Consider the following 19,246-nt stretch of genomic DNA (forward strand, 5'->3'; position numbering starts at 1 on the left):
AGCCGAAGTTGATAGTGGCAGCTTTACGCTGAACGGTTATATCACTCACAAAAATAAAGCGCTTGATGCATTGGCCATTGATCTTATAGCACATTCACTTACGTACCGCAGCAACGATAGAACCGTCCGATTGGAATTTGATGGAGATCTTCATCTTAATGGCAACATGCCAAGCCCCCTTCTTTCGGGAAACATTTCACTTTTGGATGGTCGCTATACTGAAGATTTTAATATCACCGATGTCCTCACAGAAGGAAAAAGAAGACTCGCTAAAAAAATTGAAGAAGAAGAAATTATTTTTGATCCAAAACTCGATTTAAAAATAAAAAATTCTGGCGATTTTTTCATCAAGAACAACATTGGTGACATCGGCCTAAACATTGATATAGCTGCATCTGGCACAAGACAAAAACCAAACATAAAAGGTGTAGTAAAAGTTGAAGAAGGAACCATCTATTATCTGGGCCTCAACTTTGAAATCATCAAAGGTTTTATTGAACTGAGAGCGCCTTACAATGTTCCTTATTTAGAGTTGAAAGCTCAAAAAGAAGTAAATGCCTACAACGTTAATCTTGATCTTTATGGAACAACAGACAATTTAAATTTAGACCTTTCCGCCACTTCAGCAAGTGGTCCATTGGAAAAACGTGATGTCATCTCGCTTATCGCTTATGGAATAACTGAAAGTGAGCGACAAGAGCTTGCAAGAGAAAATCAAAAACAAGGCTCTTTTTCAACTCAGATTATTGCATCACAAATTACAAGTATTATTGAACGGCCAGTTTCTCGTTTTGCTCACCTCGATATTTTTCGACTTGAAGCGGCCGACAATAAAGCACAAGGAACATCTCGAGTTTTTGTTGGTAAGCAGCTCTCGGACAGGCTCAGCATCGACTTTTCCACCGACATTAACACCGAAGATGCAGAACAAACCATCACGACAGAATACCTCATTACAGATAATCTCTTGATCAAAGGTATTCAGGGAAATAAAAATCGCTACGGACTTGTTGCAACAATTCGATTTCGTTTGCGTTAAACAACTTCTTCACTTGAGATACTATTTTTATGATAAAAAAATTTTTAACCCTTTTGTTTCTTTTTGTTTTTCTTTTTTGCAAACCATCTCTTGCAAGCAATGGTATTGATACGGTTTGTAAAATCACGCTCAATGGCCTCTCAACCATTAAAGAAGAAACCTTCTTAAGCGTGATTCCTCTCGAAGTAGGCGAAAAGTTTAGCATCCAACGCATCGATCAATCCTTGAATGCCCTCAGAAAATGGGGTGTCTTCGATACAATAGCGGTGCATTTTGAAGCTGAAAAATTTGGAATTAACGTGGTCTTTAATTTAAAAGAAGCAACCGTTGTTTCTCTTGTCGAAATCTCTGGGAATTTTCCTTACGTTCAAAACAAAATTCGAAAGTATCTCACTCTACAAGCTGGAAATATTTACACGCATGGCACAGTAGAAAAACAAAAAGAAATTATTATAAATTTCTACAAACGCCAAGGGTACATCAACACAGAAGTTGAAATTCAAGAAGAATTCGAGCCAGAAAAAAATGGAATAGCTCTCATCTTTCATATTCTAAGAGGAGAAATACTCAGATACAAAAAAATCGAAGTGGTGGGAAATACGGCTTTTCCAAAAGGCAGATTTGTTTCCCTTATTAATCCCTTGAAAGCCTATTCCGAAAGTCGTTTGAAGCAGTCCATCAGAAATCTGAACGAATTGTACAGGATGAACGGTTATCCAAGAGCAAAAGTTCAAGTGGAAGAAAAAGATATTGATTATGAACAAAATAAAATAAATCTTCTTCTCTCTGTTGAAGAAGGACCGCAGGTGAAAGTTTCCTTTAGAGGGAATGAGCGTGTGAGGTATAAAACCTTAAGAGACACCATAAGTATTTTTCAAGAAGGAAGTTTTGATGGTTTCGAAATCGAAGAAAGTGAAAAACGCATCAAAGATCTTTATGCAAAACTGGCTTATCCAAATGCAACAATAACAAGCTCGCGAAAAAAAATAAATGAACAACTCTATCACATCATCTTCACTATTGATGAAGGAACACATCAGTACATAAAAGATATCAGTTTCGAAAATGCCAATTCCATTTCAGAAGACAACCTTAAAGCTGGCATGATCAACACCGAAAGAAGTTTTGGAAATCCCGCTCCCCACTTGCCCCAATTTGAAGCCACTGATTTAAACACCGTTGAGGAAAATCTGAAAGCACTGGGATATACAGACGCGCAAGTTGAAGCGTGGAAAACAAATCATCCCAAAATGAATTTTCCCATTTCCATAACTATTCCGGTAAATCCTGGTGATCAAATTACTCTTGGCACTATTTCATTCGAAGGAAACAATTCATTTAAAGCAAAAAAACTTAAAACGATTCTTAAATATCTCGAGGAAGATGTGTTTTACGAACCAAATCTTTTGCGAGAAAAACAAAGCCTGCTCATTTTCTATGCTGACAACGGTTATCCGTATGCTGAAATTAAAGAACGTTTTTCCATCGATCCTGAAACACAAAAAGCTGCGGTTGTTTACGAAATTCACGAAGGAAAACCTGCTATCATTGGCGAAATTTTAGTTATTGGTGATTTGATCACAAGTCAAAACGCCATAAAAAAAGCGATGGGCATAAAAAGTTCCGATCCTTTTAGCTATAAAAAAATTCTTGATGCTCAGCTTAGAGTGAGACGGCTTGGGGCTTTCTCGTCGGTTGCAATTGAAACCATCGGACTGAAAGAAAAAGAAGATGTGATTCACCTGCGTGTAAAGGTTGATGAAGAACGTCCATTCTTGCTTGATATGGAAATTGCTTACACTACCGATGAAAAATATTCCGGCTCGCTTCGCTTTACCAATCTCAATGCTTTCGGCTGGGCCAAACGAAACACGCTCACCTTCACCACCGGTCAAGAAGTGTCGCGCGCAGAGTTAGGCTGGATTGACTCAAGCTTTTTGGGATCCAGTTTCGAGTTTAATGCAAACAGTTGGGTTCAATATAAAAAGGAACCTACTTTCAATTATATTCAACTTGGCGGCTCAAGCGGATTTTTCCGACGTTTCCGCCGACTCGGTTTGCTGTTCAAACTTGAAATTGATCGCAATTATTTTGTAGAAGGAAGCAGCGCAGCAGCCGATGCTCAAAGCTTAAGAAACAACACCATTACCAAAACTTCTGTATCAGAAAGTTACGATACGCGAGATTCCTTTTCGGATCCAAGAAGAGGTTTTTTTCTTTTGCACAACACCGATCTCTTCAACGAAATCAAAGGCAATCAAGCCAACTTTATAGAACTTTCTCTTTCGGCAGAATATAATTTTTCTCCCTTTTCATGGATCACCTTTAATTCAGTGGTGAGGGGAAATCGCATCTACACTTTCGGTTTTAATGTATCGGTTCCAACCAATGAACTTCTCTTTTTAGGTGGAGATAATACCATTCGCGGTTTTTCGGAAGATACTATTGGCCCGGTTGATGCCAACGGACAAGCTGTTGGAGGCCGAGTTCGCTGGATCTTCAATGAAGAAGCTCGCATCAGACTGGGAAGCAGTCTCCAAACCGCTGTCTTTTACGATGCCGGTGACCTCGCCAATGATTTTGGCTCACTCACAACCAGCAGCGCAAGGCATTCGTTTGGATTTGGACTAAGATACATCACACCGGTAGGCCCCATCAGAGCTGACTATGCTTGGAAGCTTGATCCCAAACCCGGCGAAGACAAAAACCGATTTCACTTCACCTTCGGCTATGTCTTTTAAGCCGTGATCCTCATTTTGAGAAGTGTCATTCCCGCGCAGGCGAGGATAACAAAAAAAATGTAAATCACTGTCATCCTCTGGCTTGACCAGGGGATCCATAATTCTCTGTCATTGCGAAGGAGCGTAGCGACTGTGGCAATCTCCTCGTTCAATTGTTAGAGGAGATCCTTCGTTACACTCAGGATGACAGCAAAGTGTTTTAATCCCTGGATCCCCGCGTACGCGAGGATGACAAAACATAAATTCATATATTTATAACGGATTGAGGACACGCCCTAAGCTTCAAGCACTCGTTCTAAAGATGGAAACTCTTCAAAGCGATGGCCATCAAATTTGTGCGCAGGTTTTATTCCAAGCTGACCCATGATGTAGGTGAAAATATCCGCAGTTCTTAAAGAATGTGCATTTGGACATTCGTTCATAAACAAAGGTACCAAAAGGTGTTCAGCTTCAAGACCACCATAAATTCTTTTTGAGTTATCTTCTGCAACAAGTGAAATGCCTTTTTGTGCCGTGATGACTAAATCCCCAGTTCGCTTTGAACGGAAAAGTTGCAGCAGTTGCATAATGGCATCTGGATACTCACTCTTCACCGTTTGCAGCAAAGCTTCTCTAGAATTGAGATTACTCGAAATGTGTTTGTACGAAAAGGGATCGCCACGTTTTGGCAAATACACAATTCTGCCATCAACATCTTCGGCAATGCGCGCCCGCCCGCGTTTGCTGGCCACACAAATTCCGCCCTCACTACTTCTGGCAGCAATGATATCAAGTTCATTGCGTTCCAGAAGTGCGCCAATCAAGCCACTTTGCTCGATGTCTTCAAAAAAAGTATTTTGTTGCCATGTATGCTCTCCCCGGAAATACACGTGCGCCATGGCTTGCCCAGAAGGCATCACAATGGCGTCCGATTCAAGCCATGATCTGTGCTTGATGGGCCAAGAAATGGTTTTGAGACGCGCGTTCAAAAAAGAAACAAGATCAAACGACTGTTTCTTTTCACTGGATCCATATAAGCCCGACAACATCAACAAGCTGTCATCCTTCATATTATTTTTTTGCAGAATTTCAACGGCCCTTCCAAAGACTTCATCAAATTCTTGATACGCAACGGCGCGAGCGTCTTCACCATCTTTTTGCAATGGCTTCAAATACGATGGCACCATAAACAAAATGAAATCGCTTTCTTTCAACAAGGCTTTTTCAAACCACTGAAAACTTGTTTCCAGTAAGGCTTCGCGAGATTTTTCAGATGTGGCTTCGTGATATTCTTTCCAATGTTTGAAAAAAGCAGGATCACGAACAAGTCCGCATCCTCTATTCAGCGAACCAAAAATATTTACGGCCTGTTTCGAATATTCGTAAATGGTGCGAACATGTTCGCTTAAATCATAATCAAGCGCGTAAGCACCAAAGCCTTGGTAATCGCGGAAACGGTTGAGGGTTAACACTTTGTGATCAGGAACCGCTCTGTCAAACCAGCGCTCACCAGGAATGTCACACGTTCCGGAAAAATTTCCCGTAACAAACGGAGGAAGCGCTGTAGCAGCCGTTGCAGGAAAGTTAGAAACAACCGGCAGTTCTCCGCCTGGAAAGAGAAGATGTTGTTGAATATGCGGAAGTTTGCCTTGAGAAAGCAACGTGTGGACAAGCTTTGAACTCAACTCTTCAGTAAGAAAAAGCACTACTCGTTTATGCTGCTGTTCTTTTTTTTCATATCCGTAGCGCGCTTTTTGCCACAGCTCTTCTCGGCCTTTTGCCGTTCCAAGTTTTGCAAAAATTTGAGGCAAACTTTCTTCTTCTTTTTTCTTATCTTCAGAATCAAGCGAGTTCATAATGGAAATCATGCGATAAACTGCAGTTGCATTTGTCATCACTCCCATTAACACCATGGAGCCCATAACTAAAACAGGAGGCGGCGTTGGCCAAAACTTCATCAGCAGCAAAGACGCGAAAGGAGTGAGAATGGCGCCAACGCCCATGTACACTACGCGTTCCGGGCGTTGCATCGATCCTTTTTTGCAGTCGATACCAACGGCTTGGCCTCTTGCTCTGGTATAACTCACCATCATGGAACCGATGAGAGCTAAGATACAAAAAAAGAAAACCCACGATTCGCGGAAGTAATATGAAATGCCAAGAAAGCAAATGCCTTCACCAAAACGATCAATCGTGGAATCGAAAAATGCGCCAGAGCGGCTCATTTGGTTGGTAAGCCTTGCCACTTGCCCATCGAAGAAATCGAAAGTTGCACCAAACACCATAATCCAACCCGCATAACCAAAATTTCCCACAGCAAAAAAGCCGGCCGCAACGCACGAAAAAAGAAAACCCGTGAACGAAAGCATGTTGGGACTAATTCCCAATCGCACAAAAAAAGCTGCAATGGGTCGGTTCAGCCACAACCACCACTCTTTAAAAAACGTAGAAAGAAAAACTGATTTCGAACGTTTGGCCGCGTCTTCAGAACCATGCGATTTCGCACCACCGGTAAAGCGATAATAAAAAATGCTAGCAAACATTAAAATATTAATGACAACAACCGGCCCAAAAGTAATCCAAAGTGATTCCACTGCAAGCATATGAGCTCCTTTTCTGAGGGTCTGTTTTTATGTGAGTTCTTTCTAAAGTCAAGAAGCATTGAAATATAAACCAACTTCATTATATTCAGGAGATAAAACACAAAAAAAACCCCGAAGGGAAATCCCTCCGGGGTTTTCTGAATGTATCGGTTAAACCTCTTTAAATTAGAAGTTGTATCCGAACGCAAGAGCAGCACCGTAGTCGTAAGACTTAACGTTGGCACCAGCACCTGTTTTAATCCAGTCGAAATGACCTTCAAGCATAACTTTAGCGTTATCAGCTAGAGCGTAGCTACCAGCAAGAGCGAACTCATTGCTGTATCCTTCCCAGCCACCCCAAGCAGGAACCTGAGCACCAAGAAGAAGTATAGTGTCGTAGTTCTTAGTGAACGCATACTTGAAAGTACCATCCCAAACGTCGCTGAATTGGTAGGTCAAGTTAACAAGACCAGCCAAAGTTTCAGCGTTTATTCCAGCAGCGTTGACTTTGTTATCACGACGGAAAAGAACTTCTCCACCGAACGCGAAAGACTCAGTCAACCACCAGTTCCAATCCAAGTCACCTAGGAAAGATGGATCTTTCACTTTAGCTTGCTCGTACCCGTAAGCACCAGACACGCCGAAAGTAGATTCCATACCTTCGTCACCCCAGTTGAAACCAAGACGCATACCAGTAGATGGAAGCGTATCGTTTACTGGATTAGCAACGTCAGTTGTCATGTTGTTTGCAAACCACCAATGCAAATCTACCATGTCAGTGAAGGCATAGTAAAGTTTAGCACCAGTAAGGTTTGTAGGACGAAGACCAGTTCTCAAGATTTGAGATTGAGAAATAGTGCTGTTTGCAATAACGTCAACAGACTCAAAGCCGATTGGCGCATTGAAACGTCCCAACATGAACTCAACACCGTTTCCAACTGGAATGTTTGCAGTTGCATAAGCTTGCTCTAAAGCAACAGCAGATACACCAGCTGCACTACGAAGAAAATCGATGTCAGAACGGAAAGCAATGTTCTCACCGAAAGACTTCATAAGGTCTAACTCAACTGAATCAACGAAGAAGTTGAATTGAGTTGCTTTAGCACTTTTAGTTGGAACGTAGTTTCCAAGAACACCAAATCCAGCTTGTGGATGGCCGTTCGTTGTACCTTGTTGGAAACCAAAACCTGTTACGATACTACCAGCAGCTTCAAAACCGCCGCCAACATATTTTTCTGCAGCATTAGCATTGCTCGCAATAACGAGAGCCAATACAGCAACTAAACTAAATAATTTTTTCATGATAATTCTCTCCTTTTAACTTACACATGTGCATCCTTACATGCACATGTAACGGGCAATGATGTCGTACGTGAAATGACTTCTTCCGGAGTGGTCTTCTTTTGGAGAGTTTCACCTCCTCTCATGACCGGTTTTCCGAATGAAAATTTGTTTCTTAGTTTGTCAAAGAGATGGGCTTCACCTTGAAGCCCATCAAAAGGTGGGCGGGGTTTAACGTTTTTCATTCCCCCTGTCAAGCAAGCAAAAACTTGATCCCCCCTCAAGTAATGGGTGGGAATATAGGGATTCTTTCTAGAAGATTCAAGCAAAAAAACATAAAAAACTCAGAGAGTTGCTTCCAGATTAAATTCAGAAAATTTTCTTGCCACCAGTATGATCTCAAGAAGAGTAAAAAGGTGATAAAAAAAATAAGCGTGTGGGAAAGCCGGTTTTTTTTCTTGCTAAATCCAAAAAGTATCGTAGCTTCGCCGCATGGACTTAGAATGTGAAAATAAGCAGAAAGAGGATGCTCAAAACACCCTCAATCAGCAGAGTGAAAAAGCGCACATTCTTGTGGTGGATGACGAACCCGAAATTCACACCATGCTCGGCAAAATGTTGAAGCGAGAGGGTTTCTCGGTTGCTCATGCTTACAACGCCATGGAGGCTTATGCGCTTATCGACCAACAAAAACCTCATCTTATTGTTTTGGATATTATGATGCCGCAGATTTCTGGTATTGAAGTGTGCAATAAACTTAAAGCAGGTTCACTCACCAAAGACATTCTTATTCTCATCGTCTCTGCGCGCGATTCTCAGGCCGATCGTATTGAAGGTCTAGAGCATGGTGCAGATGAGTATGTTTCAAAACCATTTCACCTGCGAGCATTGCTTCGAAAAATCGAGCACATGCTGCAAAAGCATCTTGAGTCTCATTTTGAAAACGAAATTCGGTAGGTCACTTCACCTCAATCACCACATCCAACATCACCGAAACCTGCTCTGGTAAGCTTTCCACGGCAATACAGGTTGAAGCATAGCTAGCTTTTGGGCCAAAAATTTTTGCCACAAAATCACTCACATTTGAAAGCACTTTATAGTGTTCTGTAAACGTTTCTTGTGCCACAAGATAGGCATCAACAGAAACAATCGATTTGATATCATTCAGTTCAAACTCACTTTGATATTTCACCACGGCAAGAGCTTGAAGAAACGCTGATCTGGCAGCTTTTGCAGCCTGATCAACACTCACAACTGCACCTATTTTTCCTTTGGCGAAAAGCTTTCCATCAAGGTATGGAAGCACTCCCTTAATGTGCAAATATTTTCCCATTTTTTGTGAAGCCGAAATACCACTTGGCCTTGTGTAAGGCTCGGGAAGTTCCACAAAATATTCTTCTAAAAGTGTTTCGATATTTTTCTTCTTCATACTTTCCTTTGTGAAGGTATTTTATACACAAACAGTGCAAGCAAAAGTGGCGTGCCTTTGTAAGAGCGATACAACGAAATTTCGTCTGCTGAAAAACAATTTCTCATGTGCTCATCCAAAAAAACTTCTTTGAGACCAAGAACTCGAAAGCCATATTTTCGACACAACTTGTAACAATCCTCAACTCCTCGCAAACTCATACCAACCGTGCGATAGCTCGTTTTCTCTGGTTCAGAAAATTGTGCATAAGGATGATAATCTACAATCACTGATTGTGATTTTGGTTTCAGCACGCGTGATAATTCTTTTACAGCATGCTCCATATTTCCTTTTAGTGGAGTTGCAAGCCGTGCCACAAGATAATCGATACTTTCATCAGCAAACGGCAAGGCGGAAACACGCGCCTTCACGTGGTATCCTGTCGTTTCATCTCCTTGCTTCACATTGTGAGTGCTGCCCATTTCCACAGCTACAGAAAGTTGGGCTCCGCGATGCAAAAAACTTTTGAGCAAAAGCGGCTCACCATCTGCAATTTCCAATGCTTTTTTGTGACGCAATTCGGGCAAACTTACTTTGAGAATTTCTGATTCGGCAGCTTTTACCAATTGCAAAATTTTTTGACTCGAAAACTGTTCTTTCACCGCAACCACAGGTTTGATGCCGCGTTGCCGTTTGAGGTCGGCTTTAAGCTTTATGCTTTCTTGAATCAAGCGCTCAAGCAAGCTTCCCAATTTGTAAACAGCTTTGCGCAAATAATGTTCAAACTTTGATGGCATCCGCCTCTCATACTCAAGAAAAAAAGGAAGAACAAGAAAATAGAATTTCGGAAAATTATACCCGCAAACAGCATGTGGAGAGAAAAAGAAATGAACTGGACATCTCGCTAGACTCTACGCTATAGCTGTGCACCATTTACGGAGGAACTATGAATTTCGAATTGAAAAAAGAACATCTTCACACTACTTCAGCTGATCTTGTTGTCGTTGGCTGCTTTCAGGATACAACACCTAGCATGCAAGCCGCAGACGGTGGAAAAAATCTGGATAAACTTTTTGATGCAAAACTTTCTGAGATCTTGAAGCACTCGGCTTTTGGTGGGAAATTACTCGAAACACAAACCATTTACACTCATAAAATAATACGGGCTCAAAACATTCTTGTCATTGGCCTGGGTGAAAAAGAAAAACTTTGCCTCGAATCACTTCAACTTCTGGCAGCACAAATTCAACGTGAAGCCTTAAAGCTTGGCGCAAAAACAGTTGCTCTTGTTTTGGAAGAAAAAAAGATAAAAAAGTTTTCAGCAGAAGCTCGCTTAAGCGCAATGGTTCAAGGTTTCCTCTTGGGCAGCTACAGTTTCAATCGTTACAAAACAGAACAAGAAAACAAACCTCAGCTTACCGCAATTAGTTTTTTGTGTTCGTCCACCAAAAAAAGTTTGCACACCGCAATAGATACAGCACGCGCAATTGCAGATGGCATCACGCTTACCCGAGACCTCATCAACATTCCTTCAAACGATCTCACGCCAACTCTCTTGGCTAAAGAAGCCGAAAAAGTGGCAAAGCGTCACAAGCTTTTTGTTGATATTTGGGATGAAGCAAAAATAAAAAAAGAAAAGATGACGGCGCATCTTGCGGTTTCACAAGCATCTGCCGAGAAGCCAACTTTTATTCATCTTCGCTACAAAGCAAAAAATGCAAAGGCAAGCATTGCCCTTGTGGGAAAAGGTGTCACCTTTGATACCGGCGGTATCTCGCTGAAGCCACCCAAAGGCATGTGGGAAATGAAAGGCGACATGGGCGGAGCCGGAACGGTGTTGGGTATTATGGAAGCCATCGCCCAAACAAAACCGAATGTGAATGTGGATGCCTACATTCCATCGGCGGAAAACATGCCCGGCGGAAAAGCCTTTAAACCTGGCGATATCATCCGCGCGCGCAATCAAAAAACAATTGAAATTCTTTCCACCGACGCTGAAGGCCGCTTGCTACTTGCAGATGCGCTTGATTACGCGTCTGATTTCAAACACGACTACATTATCGACTTCGCAACTCTCACTGGCGGAGCACCTATTGCCCTTGGTGAACTCTATGCGGCTCTGCTGGTAAACGATGAACAGCTTGGCAAAAAACTTTTAGCTTCTGCAAAAGCCACTGAAGAATATATGTGGAAACTTCCCCTCGAACAAAAATATTTAAAAACCATCCAGACCGGACCTGCAGATTTGATGAATGCTGGCGGTTCGCGTGCTCAAACCATCACAGCAGGTTTATTTTTGAGTCAGTTTGTAAAAGATAAAAAATGGGCACATCTTGATATCGCAGCTTGTTCAGATACCGACAAAGACAGCTTACTCTGCCCCAAAGGTGGAACGGGTGCGTTGGTACAAAGCTTTGTGCACTTCTTACATTCCTTCTCCGGGAAATGATGTTGAGCAATAGTTCAATGGGACAATAGGGCAATGGTCTTTGGTTTGTCAGGAATGACACACTCTTTGTCGTCCTGAATGAAATGAAGGACCTCCTCTGACAATTTCATATTTTTTCGAAATAATACGATAATTGTAGAGACGCATTGCAAAGCGTCTCTATGAATACTTCATCATGGAATAATAATGTTTTTCTTAGGTCTTTGACTGAAAACGTTTGAGGCCAATCATGGTGGAAGGATTTTCTCCAAGAAGAGAAACAAAAGTTGTGGGAGAGTTTTTAGAATAAGTGTCTGAAGGTTTTGAAGGCGCTGGAGATTTTTTTCCTTCACTCAGCAAGCTATCTCCACGTGGAGACAAAGGCTTGTTGATATTGAGCAGTGAGCTAAGTTTAAATCCCATAGGTCCCATTTCTCCTTCTCCCTATTCTCGGCCTACTGTACCCCAAAAGTTGCGTAATCCAAAATTTTTTCTTTAAAATGGCTAAAAAATTTAAAAAAACTGAATATTCTTAAGGCATTCCTTGTAAAAAAGCCTCAAAATGAAACGCTGTCCCAAGGTCAAAAGGACCAGCTCTAACTACATCAAGATCCAGTGATAAGATAAACTTCTCACTCGCCTTCAGAGCCTTCTTCATTGCTATCAGCTGAAAGAGGGTAAAAGTTTCTTTCAACATGCATTAACATGATAAACTCTTGATTTTTAATGATTTTTCATCAATATTCCACTGCCAATTTTCTTGACCTTTGAGTGGGAAGTCATTAGAGACAACTCACTTTATCCACCGGAGACTAAGAATGCGCGGTTTATTTATCAGTTTTGAGGGCATTGAAGGCTCGGGAAAAAGCACGCAAATTGCGCTTGTTGCTGAATACTTGAAAGAAAAAAAGAAAAACTTTGTGCTCACACGCGAGCCTGGCGGAACCAGTATTGGCAATGAAATCCGCAGCATCTTACTCAAACCCGAACACAAGAACATGCACCCCATCACCGAGCTTTTATTATACGAAGCTTCACGATGCCAGCATATTGCTGAAGTGATTGAACCAGCATTATTCGAAGGAAAAATTGTTCTCTGTGATCGTTACGCCGATGCAACAACGGCTTATCAAGGTGCAGCGCGAAAACTGAAAAGTGAAACCATTGAAAACATGCACCAAGCAGCAACCGACGGACTCATGCCGCAACTCACTTTCCTTTTTGACTTCGATGCCAAAATGGGATTGACGCGAGCACGCATCAGAAACAAGCAAGAGGCAAACGCAAACGAAGGCAGATTTGAAGACGAACAGCTTCAATTTCACGAAGCCGTACGCAGCGCTTATCTTCAGATCGCAAAAAATGAACCTGAACGCGTAAAAATTATTGATGCAAGCGGTTCTCCCGAAAAAGTTTTTGAACAAGTGAAAAAAATTCTCGATACTTTTTTCACATCGAAAAAAAAGTGAGTATCAACAATTATGTGGGAAGAAATTAAAGGCCATCAAATACAAAAGCGATTGCTGAAAAAAGCAATTGCTGAAAAGAAACTTGCTTACGCATATCTTTTTTCAGGTCACAAAGGTGTAGGGAAAACACTGATGGCCACTCAGTTTGCCACTGCTCTCTTAACTGACGAAATGCATGAAACGCAAGCTGAGAGAATTTCAAAACGCATCCAAGAGAATCAGCATCCAGATTTTTTCCAACTGGAAGCCGAAAAGGAAAGCATCAAAATTGGACAAGTGAGAAATCTCACCAGCAAATTGCAATATCATCCGCTGGAATCCACTCGAAAAGTAGTCATCATCAAACAAGCCGAACTTTTAACCGAGTCAGCCGCAAATGCTTTGCTGAAAACACTTGAAGAGCCACCGCCTCAAACGCACTTTATTCTCATCACCAATCTTCCGTACAAAGTGTTGGCAACTATTCGCTCGCGCTGTCAGCATATTCGTTTTTCTCCACTCGGAGAATCTCTTGTGAGCAAGTACTTGCAAAAGGAAAAAAATATCGAAGCTGAAACTGCTGATCAACTTGCCAAGATTTCGCAAGGCAGCATTGGCACTGCAAAAGAACTTGATCCACGTTTTATTCGCTCGGTCATCGAACGTTTTCAAGCGCTCTCTGACAAAGGAAGTGCAGCTGACATTATTGCACTGAGTGAGGAATGGGCAAGAGATGAACAGACTGGTCTCATTCTAGAACTGCTTGCCAGCTGGTATCGCGATTTGCTGTATTATCAACAAACTCAAGATGAACATGGCCTCATTTACAAAGAAGCCAAAGCAGCCCATGTCAGCAATGACTACGCAGACAAATCGCTGCACTCAATTATGGAAACAAGAAAATTGCTCCACACCACTGCAAATAAACAGTTGCTGTTCGAGCAGTTGTTGTTTACGCTTAAAGGATAGTATGGAAACTTCTTCTCAAGAACAACAAGCCAGCAAACCTGCTGAAACAAAGCATTTCGTCGGCATCCAGTTTCATTCTGCCGGTGAAATTGTGGTGTGCTCTGCAAAAGAATTTGAGTTTAAACAAGGCGAACAAGTGCTGATTCAATCTCAGCAAGGCAAAAAACTTGGCACGGTCATCAAAGCTTCTTACGACAAAGCGCCGCAACAAGAAGAAATTCCGCAAATTCTTCACGTGGCCACAAAAGAAGACATTGCACACGATAGAGCACTGAAAGAAAAAGCTTTGGAATACTTGGCAGTGTGTGAACAAAAAGTAAAAGAGCGAAAACTTCCCATGAAACTGACGCTTGCCGAAATTGTTGAAAATGGACGAAAAGCCATGTTCACTTTTTTTGCAGAAGATCGCGTTGATTTCAGAGCTTTGGTGAAAGACTTAGCCACAAGCTTGCGACTTCGCATCGAAATGAAGCAAATCGGCGCACGTGACGAAGCAAAATACAAAGGCTGCCTCGGTGCATGTGGGCAGGTAAGCACATGCTGTTCCACTTTTTTGCGAAGCTTCAAGTCTATATCTATCGGCATGGCTAAAAACCAAGGCCTCTCGCCAAATCCTGCAAAGCTTACGGGAATGTGTGGAAGATTAAAATGTTGCCTCGCTTACGAAAATGAACAGTACAAAGAAAACAGAAAAGGCCTCTTCAAAATTTCGTCTGTAGTTTCCACACCAAAAGGCAGCGGCACTATTTTTAACATTGATATTTTAAAACGAACCTACTCAGTCCGACTCGATGAAGGCGGCGAAGATATTTTTTCTGCAAACGATTGCAGCAAACTAGAAGGCGCAAAGCAAATTGCAAGAGAACGCGTGATGTCTCAGAGACAAAGTGAAGAAAAGAAAAAGGGTGAACTTCAACGCGAACGACAAGAAAAATTTGAAAAACGCATCGAAGAAAAAAAACGAAAAATAAGTTCAAAACCGTCAGCTCCTCGCAACAATCAAAAGCAAGGACCAAAAAGAAACAATAGACAAAAACCACATGCTAAAACTCCTGCGCCTCCTAAAGAAAACAAAAGCTAAGACTATGAAGAACAGCCCATACTACATCACAACGGCGATCGACTATGTGAACAGCACTCCACATATTGGAACCGCTTACGAAAAAATTGGCGCCGATATTCTTGCACGTTTTCATCGCATGCTTGGCTATGATGTTCGTTTCCAAATGGGAAATGACGAACACAGCATCAACGTCTACAAAGCGGCAAAAGAAAAAGGGCTTTCCCCAAAAGCTTATTGTGATGAAATGAGAAAAAAGTTTGAGGCAACGTGGAAAGAGCTCAACATTTCTTATGACGGCTTCATTCAAACTTCGGATGAGCATCATGAAAAAGGAGTTCAAAAACTTTTTCAAACTATTTTAGATAATGGCGATATTTATTCTTCAAAATATGAAGGCTGGTATTGCGATTCTTGCGAAGCTTATTACACTGAAAAAGATTTGGTGGATAAAAAATGTCCTCAACATAAAACCGAGGCCAGATGGATCTCGGAGGACAACTATTTTTTTGCGCTTCGTAAATATCAAAACAAACTTCAAAAGTATATTGAGAAAAATCCAGATTTTATTCAGCCTGCAAAAAGACGAAATGAAATTTTAGGTTTGCTTCGTGAAGGCCTAGAAGATGTTTCAGTTTCACGCTCTTCTTTCAATTGGGGCATAACACTTCCCAACGATCCAAAGCATATTGTGTACGTTTGGTTTGATGCGTTAATTAACTACATAACCGCAATTGGATATGGATGGGATGAAAAAAACTTTGAACATTTTTGGAAAAACAATCCCAACATTATCCACATTATTGGAAAAGACATCACTCGTTTTCATTGTGTCATCTGGCCGGCAATGCTGATGAGCGCTGGCATTAAGCTTCCTTCGCACATTTTTGGTCACGGCTTTGTTTCATTCAAAGGCGAAAAAATGAGCAAGAGCTTGGGCAATGTAGTAACACCGCTGGACATCACCAAAACCTATGGCGCCGATGCACTTCGCTATTACCTTATGCGCGAAGGCAGCTTTGGAAACGACAGCGATTTCATCTGGGAAAATTTTGTTCATCGCTACAACGGCGAACTGGCAAATGGCCTTGGCAACTTAGTCAGCCGAACGGTAGGCATGGCGACGCAATATCTAGAAGGAAAAGTAAAACTCACTTCTGATTTCGACGAAGCTGCTTCTCATTTAAAAGAATGTGCACATAAAATTTTTGGCCACTTCAAAGAAGACTTGTCGGGTGAAAAAGGTGACATCCAATTTCACAACGCCCTTCTAAGCCTTTGGGAATGCATGGCTGCGGCTGATAAGTATATCAACGATACAAAACCATGGTTACTTGCAAAAGAGAAAAACTTTGAACGCATCAACACTATTTTGGCCCACGTTCTAGAATCTTTACGCATCGTCACTCCACTGCTTTCAGTTTTTCTTCCAGATACAGCTGAAAAAATGTGGAAGCAACTTGGGTTTGCTTTCGACGGGAATCTTAAATCCGTTGACCTAGAAAAAACTTGTAAGTGGATTCTTTGGAGTAATCACGAAATAATAATTTCTCAATCAGATTCACTCTTCCCGCGCATTGAACTCGAGAAAAAACCTGAGCAAAAAGAAACACCGAAAAAATCAAACGTAAAACCGGAGAAAAAAATGGATCAAGCACAAAACGAATACATTGGCATCGAAGACTTTGCAAAAGTAGAATTAAAAATCGCTACCATCTTAGAAGCTGAAAAAATTGAAGGCGCAGACAAACTGCTCAAATTTCAAGTGGAACTTGGCGAAGAAAAACGCCAAATTGTTTCGGGCATCGCAAAACATTTTGCACCAGAAGAACTCATCGGAAAACAAGTGGTGGTTGTCACCAACCTCAAACCCGTAAAACTCCGCGGAGTAGAATCTGAAGGTATGATTTTAGCCGCCAGCAACGATGACATGCTTACCTTGGTTAGCCCGCTGGCCAGCATCAGCTCTGGCGCTAAGGTGAAGTAAGTTTTTACTTAATCGTTAAATCATCTAAATCAGGAAAGAAATCTTCTACCGGGCCAGTTTCTACTGGTTTCGGTTTTGGCTTTCTTGTGGCAGGTTTTGAAAAGCCATGGCGATACAATGGCAAGTCATCGGAGTTACTTTGTACCACTTCAATTTTGTGGTGCGATTGTTTTTCCCATTTGCTTAATCCCTTTTGCAACAACGGCTGATTCATTGACCACAGCATGTTGTGTTCACCCTCAATATTTTGCTCTGCAAAAAGTCGATACCCAACTTGAAAACTTTGAAATCCACTTTCGTCTGGACCTCCCCACACCACAAAACTTGCGGGCTCTTGAATTTGCAAGCGCACCGAAACATCAGGGTTGAAGTCAGTGCGGAGAAAACCAACAATGTTCAAATTGAGCCGCGAAACCCAAATGTGTTCTTTCAGATTTTTTAAGATCAACATGTACTCATCCAAAAAAGTCATTTGATTTAAATTTTCACGTTTAATTTGTTGAGCACCATTGTAAGTACTGATTTCAAGATTATCTGGAACCACTAAACCAAAAAAGGCGCGCAAAAAATTGAAGGTCTGCTCAAAAAACCACACATTGCTTTCTTCAGGTTTCATAGACGCAAAATTGATATTGGAATGAAATCCCCAGCTGCCAATCACTTGCTGCCTGACACTCGATTCCGCGAGCAGGTCATCCAAGTTTACTGGAATGTCGAATTGATTTTTCATGAGGCGCGAGTGTAACGAAGATTACCTTTTTGAGCAAGGACTGCTTTTGTTTGTTCTTCCCGAATAGTTGAATTGGGAATCTAGCAATTTAGTCAATTCATTGTCATTGCGATCCGCCTATGGCGGAGTGGCAATCCCCTCTTCTGGTAATTGACTGAGGAGATCACCACGTCGCTACGCTCCTCGTGATGACAGGAGAATTAAAGTCATTGGGAATAATAAAAAAAAGAGCAGCTGTTGAAGGCTGCTCTTTTGATAAAATTTTCTTTAGTTTATGAAGCTGTAGCAAGTGTAAAAATTTCTTCGATCTCAATTTCAATCGCACTTTCATCTTGCTTTTGTGAAACTGCCAACTCTTTTACAATGAGAGTTTTTGCAGTATCCAACATTTTGCGTTCGCCAAACGAAAGTTCTTTGTCAAAACGCATCAGCATTAAATCGCGCAGCACTTCGGCGATTTCGTAAATGGAACCTGTTTTAATTTTGTCCATGTACTCACGATAACGTCTGTTCCACGTTTGCTCGTTGATAGAAATATCGCGCTCACGCAAAATTTCGTACACGATGCCAATTTCACTTTTGCCCACCACTTCGCGAAGGCCAACGTTGCGAACATTGCCCACCGGAACCATAACCGTCATACCGGTGTCCATGATGCGCAAAATGTAGAACTTTTGCTTGTGCCCAGCAATTTCTCTCATCTCGATAGAGTCGACAACACCAACCCCATGAGCTGGATAAACAGCCATGTCACCTACTTTGAATTCTTTATTCAAAATTGAATCAACCATCACACTACCCTCCCTTACAAACATGAAATTTTATAAATAATTTCAAATATTTAAGTGTTTTCCATCTCTCTACTCGGCCGAGCTTATACCACAGTAAATGGCCACCGTCAACGAACTAAACAATCTAAACAACTGTTTTTTAAAATCTTTTAACTATCAAGGACTAAGCTGCCCTTGTCTTCTTTTCGCTTCACCAAAAACCATTTTCCCCGTTTCTGCTTCATTTTTTTTGCGGGAGAAACACTTGCAGCTTCCTCTTTTACTCCCCTGCTTTAGCGCTAGACTAAGTGTTGACATTACGCTCGCAGTTCTCTATCTACTCGAAATCTTTTTGAAGCACGCCCTAAAAAGCTAGTGTTATCAGCCTCAAACAGAGGACAGGTAGCTCAGTCGGTAGAGCAGAGGATTGAAAATCCTCGTGTCGGGGGTTCGATTCCCTCCCTGTCCACATTGAAACCAGTTGTTCGTTTTGAGTTTTTAGTTCAGAGTGGATGACTGGTTTTTTTCTTCTTCTTTTTGGAGGGGAACCAGGCACGAAGAACTCGTAGCTGGAAATTGGACTTTCCCTAACCCTCCTTTAACCCTTGTGAGCCTAACTTGTTCAAAAAAAATGGAGAAGCTTCCTTTCGAAAGCTCCCCCGTCTCATCTCATTTGAACCTTTGATGTCTCACAATATAGTATCGGTTGGTGTGGAAAAAAGTTGCTAAAATAATTGATTTTTTTAATCCACCCCTCAGCAAAGGCCCTCAATATGGCACTTTGCCAAAAGAGGCAAAAACAATGAAATATTCTCTTCTCTTTT

General features: G+C 41.5%; 16 protein-coding genes and 1 tRNA gene. 10 read left to right on the forward strand and 7 right to left on the reverse strand.

Going from position 1 to position 19,246, the window contains the following annotated elements:
• Positions 1-1,039: hypothetical protein (locus COV43_04905; GenBank protein ID PIR25709.1), on the forward strand; the 1,039-nt coding region annotated here is incomplete at its 5' end.
• A 29-nt stretch (positions 1,040-1,068) separates the two neighbouring features.
• The gene (bamA, locus tag COV43_04910; protein ID PIR25691.1) at positions 1,069-3,780 is read left to right on the forward strand and encodes an outer membrane protein assembly factor BamA; all 2,712 of its coding nucleotides are present in this window, start codon (positions 1,069-1,071) and stop codon (positions 3,778-3,780) included.
• A 275-nt stretch (positions 3,781-4,055) separates the two neighbouring features.
• On the opposite strand, the gene COV43_04915 is transcribed toward bamA, so the two are convergent.
• Complete coding sequence (locus COV43_04915; GenBank protein PIR25692.1) at positions 4,056-6,362, reverse strand: hypothetical protein; 2,307 nt, start codon at positions 6,360-6,362, stop codon at positions 4,056-4,058.
• 165 nt (positions 6,363-6,527) lie between these two features.
• Positions 6,528-7,643, reverse strand: a complete 1,116-nt coding sequence (locus COV43_04920) for a hypothetical protein (GenBank protein ID PIR25693.1) — start codon at positions 7,641-7,643, stop codon at positions 6,528-6,530.
• Between the two features lie 170 nt (positions 7,644-7,813).
• Between COV43_04920 and COV43_04925 the strand changes: the two genes are divergently transcribed.
• Together COV43_04925 and COV43_04930 are read left to right on the forward strand one after the other, a co-directional pair.
• Positions 7,814-8,131: a hypothetical protein gene (locus COV43_04925; protein PIR25694.1), complete on the forward strand. Its 318-nt coding sequence runs from the start codon at positions 7,814-7,816 to the stop codon at positions 8,129-8,131.
• On the forward strand, positions 8,115-8,579 hold the full coding sequence (locus COV43_04930; protein ID PIR25695.1) for a hypothetical protein: 465 nt from the start codon (positions 8,115-8,117) through the stop codon (positions 8,577-8,579). The genes COV43_04925 and COV43_04930 overlap by 17 nt, the downstream gene beginning before the upstream one ends.
• Before the next feature lies 1 nt (position 8,580).
• Here COV43_04930 and COV43_04935 read toward each other — a convergent pair whose 3' ends face one another.
• Positions 8,581-9,051, reverse strand: coding sequence for a hypothetical protein (locus COV43_04935; protein PIR25696.1), 471 nt, complete (start codon positions 9,049-9,051; stop codon positions 8,581-8,583).
• A complete protein-coding gene (locus tag COV43_04940) occupies positions 9,048-9,827 on the reverse strand; it encodes a hypothetical protein (GenBank protein ID PIR25697.1) in 780 nt (259 codons plus the stop codon). The genes COV43_04935 and COV43_04940 overlap by 4 nt, the downstream gene beginning before the upstream one ends.
• Before the next feature lie 149 nt (positions 9,828-9,976).
• On the opposite strand from COV43_04940, the gene COV43_04945 reads away from it, so the two are divergent.
• Positions 9,977-11,479 carry a leucyl aminopeptidase gene (locus COV43_04945; protein ID PIR25698.1) on the forward strand — a complete coding sequence of 501 codons (1,503 nt, stop codon included), beginning with the start codon at positions 9,977-9,979 and terminating at the stop codon, positions 11,477-11,479.
• Positions 11,480-11,674: 195 nt separating this feature from the next.
• Here COV43_04945 and COV43_04950 read toward each other — a convergent pair whose 3' ends face one another.
• Positions 11,675-11,881 (reverse strand): hypothetical protein, encoded by a 207-nt coding sequence (locus COV43_04950; protein ID PIR25699.1) that lies wholly within the window; start codon positions 11,879-11,881, stop codon positions 11,675-11,677.
• A gap of 395 nt (positions 11,882-12,276) precedes the next feature.
• Here COV43_04950 and COV43_04955 point away from each other — a divergent pair, with 395 nt between their 5' ends.
• The 4 genes from COV43_04955 to COV43_04970 are packed head-to-tail and all read left to right on the forward strand — an operon-like array spanning position 12,277 to position 16,922.
• Positions 12,277-12,927, forward strand: a complete 651-nt coding sequence (locus COV43_04955; GenBank protein ID PIR25700.1) for a dTMP kinase — start codon at positions 12,277-12,279, stop codon at positions 12,925-12,927.
• 12 nt (positions 12,928-12,939) lie between these two features.
• A complete protein-coding gene (gene holB, locus COV43_04960; protein ID PIR25701.1) occupies positions 12,940-13,875 on the forward strand; it encodes a DNA polymerase III subunit delta' in 936 nt (311 codons plus the stop codon).
• A complete protein-coding gene (locus tag COV43_04965) occupies positions 13,754-14,956 on the forward strand; it encodes a stage 0 sporulation protein (GenBank protein PIR25702.1) in 1,203 nt (400 codons plus the stop codon). The genes holB and COV43_04965 overlap by 122 nt, the downstream gene beginning before the upstream one ends.
• On the forward strand, positions 14,916-16,922 hold the full coding sequence (locus COV43_04970; protein PIR25703.1) for a methionine--tRNA ligase: 2,007 nt from the start codon (positions 14,916-14,918) through the stop codon (positions 16,920-16,922). Before COV43_04965 ends, COV43_04970 begins: the two co-directional genes overlap by 41 nt.
• A 4-nt stretch (positions 16,923-16,926) precedes the next feature.
• Here the strand turns inward: COV43_04970 and COV43_04975 are convergent, their stop codons facing one another.
• Together COV43_04975 and COV43_04980 are read right to left on the reverse strand one after the other, a co-directional pair.
• A complete protein-coding gene (locus tag COV43_04975; protein PIR25704.1) occupies positions 16,927-17,652 on the reverse strand; it encodes a hypothetical protein in 726 nt (241 codons plus the stop codon).
• A 272-nt stretch (positions 17,653-17,924) separates the two neighbouring features.
• Positions 17,925-18,443, reverse strand: a complete 519-nt coding sequence (locus tag COV43_04980) for a CarD family transcriptional regulator (protein PIR25705.1) — start codon at positions 18,441-18,443, stop codon at positions 17,925-17,927.
• A gap of 375 nt (positions 18,444-18,818) precedes the next feature.
• On the opposite strand from COV43_04980, the gene COV43_04985 reads away from it, so the two are divergent.
• Positions 18,819-18,891: transfer RNA gene (locus tag COV43_04985), tRNA-Phe, on the forward strand.
• Positions 18,892-19,246 lie beyond the last annotated feature (355 nt).

It is taken from the genome of Deltaproteobacteria bacterium CG11_big_fil_rev_8_21_14_0_20_42_23, assembly GCA_002796345.1.
Taxonomy (GTDB): domain Bacteria; phylum UBA10199; class UBA10199; order 2-02-FULL-44-16; family 2-02-FULL-44-16; genus 1-14-0-20-42-23.